9 protein-coding genes and 1 pseudogene are annotated in these 9385 nt (G+C 59.1%); 2 read left to right on the top strand and 8 right to left on the bottom strand.

What is annotated here, in order from left to right; genetic code table 11:
* The 7 genes and pseudogenes from JYJ84_RS38340 to JYJ84_RS06690 form a co-directional block, all read right to left on the bottom strand.
* Positions 1-142 (bottom strand): annotated as a pseudogene (locus tag JYJ84_RS38340) (DUF3422 domain-containing protein); the annotation flags it as partial.
* 143 nt (positions 143-285) lie between these two features.
* Complete coding sequence (locus JYJ84_RS06715; RefSeq protein WP_057384127.1) at positions 286-684, bottom strand: VOC family protein; 399 nt, start codon at positions 682-684, stop codon at positions 286-288.
* A 43-nt stretch (positions 685-727) separates the two neighbouring features.
* Positions 728-1837, bottom strand: a complete 1110-nt coding sequence (locus JYJ84_RS06710; RefSeq protein ID WP_205183395.1) for an S-(hydroxymethyl)glutathione dehydrogenase/class III alcohol dehydrogenase — start codon at positions 1835-1837, stop codon at positions 728-730.
* Between the two features lie 59 nt (positions 1838-1896).
* The gene (frmR, locus tag JYJ84_RS06705) at positions 1897-2172 is read right to left on the bottom strand and encodes a formaldehyde-responsive transcriptional repressor FrmR (RefSeq protein ID WP_205183392.1); all 276 of its coding nucleotides are present in this window, start codon (positions 2170-2172) and stop codon (positions 1897-1899) included.
* A gap of 282 nt (positions 2173-2454) precedes the next feature.
* Complete coding sequence (locus JYJ84_RS06700) at positions 2455-3345, bottom strand: carbon-nitrogen hydrolase family protein (protein WP_028690945.1); 891 nt, start codon at positions 3343-3345, stop codon at positions 2455-2457.
* The gene (locus JYJ84_RS06695; protein ID WP_028690944.1) at positions 3342-3950 is read right to left on the bottom strand and encodes a GNAT family N-acetyltransferase; all 609 of its coding nucleotides are present in this window, start codon (positions 3948-3950) and stop codon (positions 3342-3344) included. The genes JYJ84_RS06700 and JYJ84_RS06695 overlap by 4 nt, the downstream gene beginning before the upstream one ends.
* 1 nt (position 3951) lies before the next feature.
* On the bottom strand, positions 3952-4359 hold the full coding sequence (locus JYJ84_RS06690; RefSeq protein WP_023103882.1) for a ketosteroid isomerase-related protein: 408 nt from the start codon (positions 4357-4359) through the stop codon (positions 3952-3954).
* Between the two features lie 154 nt (positions 4360-4513).
* On the opposite strand from JYJ84_RS06690, the gene JYJ84_RS06685 reads away from it, so the two are divergent.
* Entirely contained in the window at positions 4514-5419 is a 906-nt protein-coding gene (locus JYJ84_RS06685) for a LysR family transcriptional regulator (RefSeq protein WP_205183389.1), read from the top strand.
* Between the two features lie 150 nt (positions 5420-5569).
* Here the strand turns inward: JYJ84_RS06685 and uvrB are convergent, their stop codons facing one another.
* Complete coding sequence (gene uvrB / locus JYJ84_RS06680) at positions 5570-7546, bottom strand: excinuclease ABC subunit UvrB (RefSeq protein ID WP_020924944.1); 1977 nt, start codon at positions 7544-7546, stop codon at positions 5570-5572.
* Positions 7547-8039: 493 nt separating this feature from the next.
* On the opposite strand from uvrB, the gene JYJ84_RS06675 reads away from it, so the two are divergent.
* Positions 8040-9311 carry an IS4-like element ISPa45 family transposase gene (locus JYJ84_RS06675; RefSeq protein ID WP_020924943.1) on the top strand — a complete coding sequence of 424 codons (1272 nt, stop codon included), beginning with the start codon at positions 8040-8042 and terminating at the stop codon, positions 9309-9311.
* Positions 9312-9385: the final 74 nt, after the last annotated feature.

Below are 9385 nucleotides of genomic sequence, written 5' to 3'. Positions count from 1 at the left end.
CACCCACGGCGGCAGCACGATCGGTATAGGCCGGCATGCCGTACACGGTGGCGGTCGGGGTGGGTTGTACGGTCGTCGTATTGATGTTGGCCGGCTCTTTCATAACGACCTCATTTCTTCTTGGTTGAAAAACACGCTTCAAAGCAAATGCCCGCAGCCATGCGTTTCGCACATGGCTGCGGGCCGATCTTCATGAGCAGGCACCGCTCTACACGGTCCGTCTAATAGGCTCGCCGTGTAGAGGCTTGTGCTGGCCCTTTCAGAACGCCCTCAGCTTCCTAGCTTTCAGACGAAGGTGTACGAGCAAACCTTGTTGCCCGCCGGATCACGCAGGTAGGCCGCATAGGCACCCGGCAGGTGGCCACGCGGGCCAGGCTGGCCCTCGTCGGTGCCGCCTGCGGCAAGGCCGGCGGCGTGGAAGGCATCCACTTCGGCGGGAGTGGCGGCCGCAAAGCCGACCGTCACGCCGTTGCTGGAAGGCGCTTCACCATTGCCCGGACGGCCGATGATGAAAACCGGCTTTTCGCGACCGAAAAGCACCCATCCGTTGCCGAAAGGACCGAGGTTCTTGATGCCGAGAGCACCCAGAGCGGCGTCATAGAACGCGGCCGACTTCTGGACGTCGGCGGCGCCGATGAAGACGTGCGAGAAGATGCCGTCGCCGGAAATGACAGGATTGGACATGGTTAATTTCCTTGGTGGTTGGTGTTGAATGGATAGTGAGTGATCAGTAGTGGATCACCGTGCGAATCGACTTGCCTTCATGCATCAGGTCGAAGGCGTGGTTGATCTCGTCGAGACCCATGGTGTGAGTGACGAACGGGGCGAGATCGATCTCGCCTTTCATTGCGTCTTCCACCATGCCCGGGAGTTGGGTGCGCCCCTTGACCCCGCCGAAAGCCGACCCCTTCCAGGTCCGGCCGGTGACCAACTGGAACGGACGGGTCGAGATTTCCTTGCCGGCCCCGGCGACGCCGATGATGATCGACTGGCCCCAGCCGCGGTGGGCAGCTTCCAGAGCCGAACGCATCACGTTGACGTTGCCGATGCACTCGAAGGTGTGATCGACACCCCAGCCAGTCATCTCGATCAGAACCTCGTGAATCGGCTTGTCGAAGTCCTTCGGGTTGAGACATTCGGTCGCGCCGAAGGTACGAGCCAGTTCGAACTTCGCCGGATTGGTATCGATGGCGATGATGCGGCCCGCTTTGGCCTGGCGTGCACCTTGAATCGCAGCGAGACCGATGCCGCCGAGGCCGAAGATGGCCACCGAGTCGCCGGGCTGTACCTTGGCCGTGTTGTGCACGGCGCCGATGCCGGTGGTCACGCCGCAGCCCAGCAGGCAGACGTGCTCGGGGTTGGCGTCCGGGTTGATCTTGGCCAGCGAGACTTCGGCGACGACCGTGTATTCGCTGAAGGTCGAGCAGCCCATGTAGTGGTAAAGCGGCTGACCGTTGTACGAGAAGCGAGTCGTACCATCGGGCATCAGCCCCTTGCCCTGGGTTGCGCGAACCGCGACACACAGGTTGGTCTTGCCGGACTTGCAGAACAGGCACTCGCCGCATTCGGCGGTGTAGAGCGGAATGACGTGATCGCCAGGCTTCACGCTGGTCACACCTTCACCCACCTCCACGACGATACCCGCACCTTCATGACCCAGCACGACCGGGAAGAGACCTTCGGGGTCGTCGCCCGACAGGGTGAAGGCGTCGGTATGGCAAACGCCGGTGTTCGTGATCTTGATGAGCACCTCGCCCTTGCGCGGCGGCTCGACGTCGATCTCGACGATTTCCAGCGGCTTTCCTGGCCCGAAGGCAACTGCTGCACGTGATTTCATGATGTCGCTTCCTTTACTAGCTAACTAAATTTGCCCTCACCGAGGGCACCCTGGTGCCTCTATCGCAGATAGGAGCGGACGATAGAGATGGTCTCGTCAATGGACTTGTTCTGCGAATCGCTCCTGATTTCGCTACTGGGAAATTCTTCCCGCAGATAGCTCTCCAGAACGGTTGCCATCAATCCGTTGACTGCCCCACGAACGGCCGCAAGCTTCTGAAGAATTGCAGGGCATTCCGCACCTGCATCAAGCGCTTGCTCAAGAGTCGCTACCTGACCTTTGATGCGCCGGATGCGCGTCAGTGCTTGCTTCTTTTCTTCCGGACTGTGTGGCATCGAACACCTCTCTACTTGGGTACACCGCCGCATTATACAATACTCCCCCATAGTATATGCGGCCGAACTTTGCCACAAATTCTGTGCTCTTCGAGCACTCTTACAGGCTAGTACAGGTTTGTTCCCAAGAAGCGCAAAACATTCAAATCAATGAATATTTCTTGCATGTATCGACAGCATCGGGGCAAGTTCAAAACTGGTCAAACTGGAAAAATCTATGCGCAGATAGATATGACCTATCTAAGCCGACTCATCGAGTTGAAGCTATCAAGATGAGACCGGCTAGGCGACCTGATGACCCGAGTGTCGAGCTTTCCGCAGTGCAGGCAACATCTGTCCGTCCCAGTCACGATCGACCGCAACCTGGGCCTGTTCTTGGTTTCGTTCGAGTGCTTCAACGTCAAGATCACCGATCGCCCATGTCTGCGTGCCGCAAGTAGTCGCGAGAATGCCATCCTCGGGGAATCCACGATCCATGGGTGCATAGATCGTGGCCTCGCCAGTGTTCGTGTCCAGCGCCGGACTCCAGTCAGCAGCTCCGGTCGTCACGGCCTGTGCGACGAACATCCGGTTCTCCAGTGCCCGCGCCATGCAGCCCACACGAACCCGGGTTGCACCTGCCCTCGTGTCCGTACAGCTCGGGACCAACAGCAGGCGTGCACCCGCCTCTCGCTGGGCTCGCACGGGCAATGGAAACTCACTGTCGTAGCAGACAGCGATGCCGGCACGCACGCCATTCAGGTCGAACACTTTGAGTTCGTCGCCCCCCTCGATGACGCCAGTGTCTTTCTCGAACCCCGTCAACTGCAATTTGTCCTGGTAGTCACGCGTGCCGTCCGGCGCAAACCACCACGCCCGGTTGCGATAGCGATCCGGTCCAACCCGGGTCAAGAACGTACCGGCCTGAATGGTCATGCGCAGCTCGCGCGCCAGGTCGGTGTACAGGGCCAGCCACGCAGGCTGCAAGGCCTGCAGCGCGGCCAGCGAGGCGTTGAAATCCTGGCGGATGCCAGGCTCGAACATCGCAGCCAGTTCGAGGGACAGATATTCTGGCAACACGGCCAGTTCCGCTCCGGCACGGCTCGCCTCCTCCAGAACCCGCCGCTGCCGCGCTGCGAATGCCTCGAAGCCCGTGGGCTGACCCACTGCGTATTTCGCAACTGCTACTTTCATTTCGCGTTCTCCAGGGAGCGCAGCCACATCGTGAGCGTCTGCTCGGTTTCGCTCGGCTCACCCACCTGTTTCCAGGGCAGCGTAACCTTCATGTCCGACTGCCGCACGTAGCCACGACGGATCCAGAAGGGATCATTACTGCGGTAGTTGGAAGGACGCCGGGGATCGTCGTCTGCTCGATCCACCGACGCGAACGATGTCCACTGCATGCCGCCCAACGAACGGGCATGCGCTTCGCGTTCGTCAAAGAAGCGATGGCCCAGGCCAAGGCCCCGGAAGGCCGGGAGCAGGACTGATTCGCCGCAGTAAAACACTGCCTCCATCGGGATTCCTCGATCGGCGAACGGCACCTGGAAGGCCGGCTCCGCATCGCCGAGCGGCAATCCCGTGGACGCACCCACGACCACGTCATCAGCGAGCGCGAGTACCAGCAGGCTGTCTGCCGAACGGGCGTACATAGCGAGGTAGTGCTTCTCGTATTCGGTGTCGCCCTCGTACAGGTAAGGAAAGCTGCGGAAGACGCTCGCCCGCAGGCCTGCCACGGCATCGAACCATTCGGCAATGTCCGGACCACGATGAACCAGCACCTGCACGTCGCTGGTCATTTCAGGCGTCCCCTCCGACCTGTGCGATCCAGTCGCCGAGGTTGTAGTAGTTGGTGACACGAGCGATCTTGCCATCGCGGATCTCGAAGAACGCGCCGCCCGGCAGCACGTAGCGCTGGCCCTGGGCTTCCGGCAGCCCGTCGTCCGTGACCTTGTATTCGCCATGCACCACGTACTCCGCGCCTGCACACAGGCCGTCGGCGCTGACCATCACCACGATCCCGCGCAGTTGCTCGCCATAGCAGCGGTCCATGCGCTGCAGGAAGGCGCGGAAGGCTTCGCGACCGACCTCACGAGCGCCCTGGTTCAAGTCGTGCGCGACGTCATCGGTCAACATTGACAGCATGGCCTCGCGGTCACCGCGGTTGAAGGCGTCGTAGTAGGCAGTGATGAGAGTCGCAGCGTTCATTCGCGTTCCTTATTGGGTTGTTCGGAGCGGAGCATTCCGGGGTGTTGTCAGTCTGGGCAACCGCGCCTCCCTTGTATATGGAATTGTTGCGATTTTATAATTCCACAATCTGGAACAATCAACGAGCAGCGAAATCGGCCATAAGGCGTGCGTCATGAACAAAGAAATGGAACTACTGCGCATCTTTCGGGTGGCGGCCGAAAGCAGCAGTTTTCGCGATGCGGCCGTCCGGCTGGGGACTTCTCCGCAAGGTGTAACCCGTGCCATCCAGCAACTGGAGCAACACTACGGCGAGGTGTTGTTTCATCGAAGCACGCGCCAGGTGCGCATCACCGCCTTCGGCGAAGGGCTGCTAGACCAAGTGCGCCCCGCATTGGAGCGGTTCGAGGATCTGTGGCGAACGCCTGGCTCCGACCAGCAGGCCTCTCTGTCCGGTACGGTTCGCATCACCGCACCGCACAGCTTGAGCACCAGAGCGGTGCTACCGGCACTGGAGCGCGTGGCCGCGCGTCATCCCGGCATCACGCTGGATGTGCGCCTGTCCGATCGCATCAGCAATACGGTTGACGAAGGGATTGACGTCGGGATCAGGGTCGGATTCATGCGCGATAGCCGCTTCGTCGCACGCAAGGCCGCCGACATGAGACTCCCCATCGTTGCCGCTCCGCGCCTGATCAAGAAAGTGGGCGTACCTGCAAACATCGATGCGCTAAGCAGCCTGCCAGTTACCGTGGCCTTGGATATCAATACCGGCCGTCCCTGGCCTTGGCACTTCAAGGCGGGACGCCAGTGGACACCTACCGCACCCACTCTCGTCGCCGACAATGCCGACATGGAAATGGGAGCGGCGCTGGCCGGGATCGCGTTCGCGCAACTGGCGGACTACATGGCCGCCCCCTACATTGCCAGCGGGAAGCTCGTGCGAGTGCTGGAGAACGAAGAACCTCCGGCATGGGGGTTGTACGTCTATCGGCCTCAGCGTGGCCCCATTCCGGGAAGGGTTCGAGCGGTATTTGATGAAATGCTGGTCGCCGTTGGATCGTTGCCAGCTTTGCGCTGACACGTCGCAAGACGCTGTAGGGCACACATCTTGGAAAGCGGGGCACTGAGCCTCGGCGGCTCACCCCTCCGGTTGAATGATGAACCGACCGTCTGCCCGCTTGCCCCAGATGCAGATCGGTCGGCCATGCAACCCAATGCCGGCGAACGATTAGATGTAAATGAATTGCCGGTACAACCCATCCAACTGACGACGAATGTCTTCGACGCGCTGCTCGTCACCGGTATCGGTAAATTCGAGTAGCTGCTGTTCCTTGGCAGTGATCTGATCGCAAAGGTCGGACAAGTTCTCGCAGAAAGCCTCGGAATGAACGGTGGGCTCCTCCGTATTCGTCTCTTCCCCTGCTAGTTTTCGCACAGACGAGGCTGGAGAAATCCCATTTTCCTCGTTAAAGGCAATTTGAAGCTGCCTGCGCCTATTGGTCTCATCGATCGCCTGCTTCATCGCCGGCGTCACCGCGTCGGCGTACAAGATCGCCTTGCCGTTTTCATTCCGAGCGACTCGACCGATCATCTGAATGAGCGCATGGGCCGAACGCAAGAACCCTGCACGGTCTGCATCGAGAATGGCAACCAATGATGCCTCTGGAATATCCAGCCCTTCGCGCAAAAGACTAATCCCAATCAAAACATCGAACTCTCCTGCGCGCAGGCCATTGATGATCTCAACACGATCCTCCGCTTTTATGTCCGAATGCATGTAGCGCGCTCGAATCCCGTTGTCCGTCAAGAAATCCGTTAGCTCTTCTGCACTGACCTTCGTCAGCGTAGTCACAAGCACTCGATTCTTTCTCTTCACGCACTTCGATATTTCGGCAAGCAGGTCATCTATGTATCCATCCGCTTTCCGCACTTCAACCTTGGGGTCAAGCAGTCCCGTTGGCCTGATAACCTGTTCGACAACCCTGCCTTTCGACACCCTCAGCTCGTAGTCGCCCGGAGTAGCGGAAACAAAGATGGTCTGAGGCTTGACCTTCTCGAACTCGTCAAAGTTCAATGGCCGGTTGTTCTTCGATGAAGGCAAACGGAACCCGTAATCGATCAGCGTGTCCTTGCGCGCCTGATCCCCCCGGTACATTGCGGATATCTGTGGCACCATGACATGAGATTCATCGACGAACAGCAGCCCGTCTTTCGGCAAATAATCCAGCAACGTGATCGGAGGAGAAGCTGCGTCTCGGTCGCTGAAGTAGCAGGAATAATTCTCCATCCCCGAGCAATAGCCGACCTCGCGCATCATTTCCACGTCATGCGTGATCCGCTCGTACAGCCTGATTGCCTCGACCAAGCGATTATTCCTGTTCAGCTCGGCAACCCGCTCTTCCATATCAGCGAGTATCTTTTTGGATGCAGAATCTATTTTGTTCGTGGGCGGCGCGAAAAGCGTTTTTGGCGAAACCAAATAATGGTCTATCTCTCCCAACGTCTTGCCGGTAACAGGGTCCATCCATTGGACAGACGCAACAGTGTCATCCAACAGTTCCACCCGAACCGCCCTGTACTCGGAATCAGCGGGGAAAATGTCAATCACATCACCTTGGACGCGGAACGTTGCACGCTTGAGAGTGCGCTCCGTGCGATCATATTGCAGCAAAGCCAAGCGACGAATTAGCTCTCTCTGGTTTAGTTTGACCCCAGGGGACAGAGCGATCTGTAGCGCTCGGTATGCATCTGGATCACCCAGGCCGTAGATTGAAGACACCGAAGCGACGACGATCACGTCACGACGCTCAATCAAGGATTTGGTCGTGGACAGGCGCAGGCGCTCAAGGTGGTCATTGATGGCCGAGTCCTTTGGAATGAAACGATCGGTGCCCGGCATATAGATTTCGGGCTGAAAATAATCGTAGTAGGAAACGAAGTACTCGACCGCGTTCTCAGGAAAGAAGTGCTTCATTTCACCATAAAGCTGCGCGGTCAACGTCTTGTTAGGAGCCAAGATCAACGTAGGCCGCTTCAGACGATGAATCACATTGGCCATGGTGAAGGTCTTACCTGAGCCGGTGATACCTTTCAGCGTCTGGTGCGTCGCACCTTCTTCTATGTCCGACAGCAGGCGCGCTATCGCCTCTGGCTGGTCCCCCGCCGGCGTATAGTTGGAGTGCAGAATAAACATACCGGTTGACATTAGATATCTCCTAATTGAGCTACTTCAATTTGTCCTGATGTATCGGCTATTCCAGAAGACCTATAGCAGTACCAAACTGGGGTGTAAATGACGGCGATCCTGCCGCGCCCCACCTGGGCGTAGGCGTCGCCAACATGATAGCCCAGCACATGGGCGGGCTTCCCAGTGCATATCCGCCGATCGCCACGACGTCAGCCAGCGGCCCGTCTGCCAATGCACCTGGAGCCACTCGCCTCGTTGAGCGCTGACATCGAGCCGTGGCGGGCGAGGTTGCTCTGTACGCCCAATGTGTGGCGCCGGCTCCCGCCGATACGCGCCTTTGTCTCTCTCAGCCCTCCAGACGAGGCGTTGGAAACGTGGAGCTACGTCAATGTCATCAACTTAAGGAATTTTTCCTATAAATATCATATAATTAGCGCTAAATTCAGCGCATAGGAGAAACCCTTTTGGCCCCTCATTCCACACCGTTTGACACCGCCCAGCAAACCCTGGCTTGAAAATTGTACAAAAAATAACCAGTCAGCTCGATTGTCCCGACTTCATCGATACCCACCGCCAGCGCCCTCACGACTTTACCCGCCGACGCCAACTGACCTTCAAGAACCTCGTCCTGTTTTTGCTCAATCAGCCACGCACCGCCCTGCAAACCGAGCTCGATCAGTTCTATCGCGTGCTCAACCAGGCCTCGGCCGAGACCCAGGTGGTCACCGCGCAGGCCTTCAGCAAGGCGCGCGGCAAGCTCAAGCCCGAGGTCTTCGAGAGCCTCAACCAAACCCTTCAGCAACAGCTCGACAGCCTCGGGCTGCGCCAGACGTGGCGCGGGTTACGGGTACTCGCCGTGGACGGCTCGACCGTCCATTTACCGCTGGAGTCGGTCATGACGCGCTTTTTCGGCTGCCATAGCGAGTTTCCCGTTGCCCGTCTGTCCATGCTCTACGACGTCGCCGACGGCCAGACGCTACACAGCCTGATCGTGCCATCCGCAGTCGGCGAGCGCGATTGCGCCCATCTGCACCTCGAGCATCTGCCCGCTGACAGCCTGACGTTGTTTGATCGCGGCTACCCCGGACACTGGCTGTTTGCGCTGTTCGAGCAGCACCGGCGACATTTCCTGATGCGCCTGCCGTGTGGCTACAACGCGCAGGTCAAACAGTTTCTCCGCTCGGGGCAGACAGAAGACACGCAGTTCTTCTCTGCCAGTCATCCCGAGGCGCGCCTGTTCTGTACCGAGGCCGGCGTCGATCCCGCGGGCCGGGTCGAATTGCGCCTGATCCGGGTCGAGCTAGCCAGCGGTGAAAGCGAAGTGCTGCTGACCTCCCTGCTGGATCGACAGGCCTTCCCGGCCGAGGTGTTCGCGGATCTTTACCACCGCCGCTGGGGCATCGAAACGGACTACCGCCGCCTCAAGCAGACCCTCTGCCTCGACAACTTTAGCGGCCGTAGCGTGACGGCCGTGAAGCAGGACTTTCATGCCGGGCAACTGCTGAAAAACCTAGCGCTGCTGATGCAACATCTGCTGCAACCGGTCATCGAGCAGCGCCACAAAGGCCGCAAGCTGCGCTGGAAGGTCAACTTCACCCAAGGGGTGTCACGCCTCAAGAACACCCTGGTCGACCTGCTGGTACGCCCCGGTGTGCAGGGGCTGGCCAACGTGATGGAGTTGATGGCCAACAGCCTCAGCGCTGTGCGCCCGGGCCGCAGCTTCCCGCGCCAGCGTATGCGCCTGGCCAGTCGCGGCTGCGAGGGCTACAAACCGACGCGCTAAGAACAAGCAGCACCCGAACTGCACCGCAAAAAAGCTGGCCAGACAGCGGCCGGCACGCGCTCGCCCGGAAAACG

It is taken from the genome of Burkholderia sp. LMG 13014, assembly GCF_905232215.1.
GTDB lineage: Bacteria > Pseudomonadota > Gammaproteobacteria > Burkholderiales > Burkholderiaceae > Burkholderia.
Note: the sequence above shows the minus strand (reverse complement) of the source record. Positions and strands in the feature narration are given on the sequence as shown.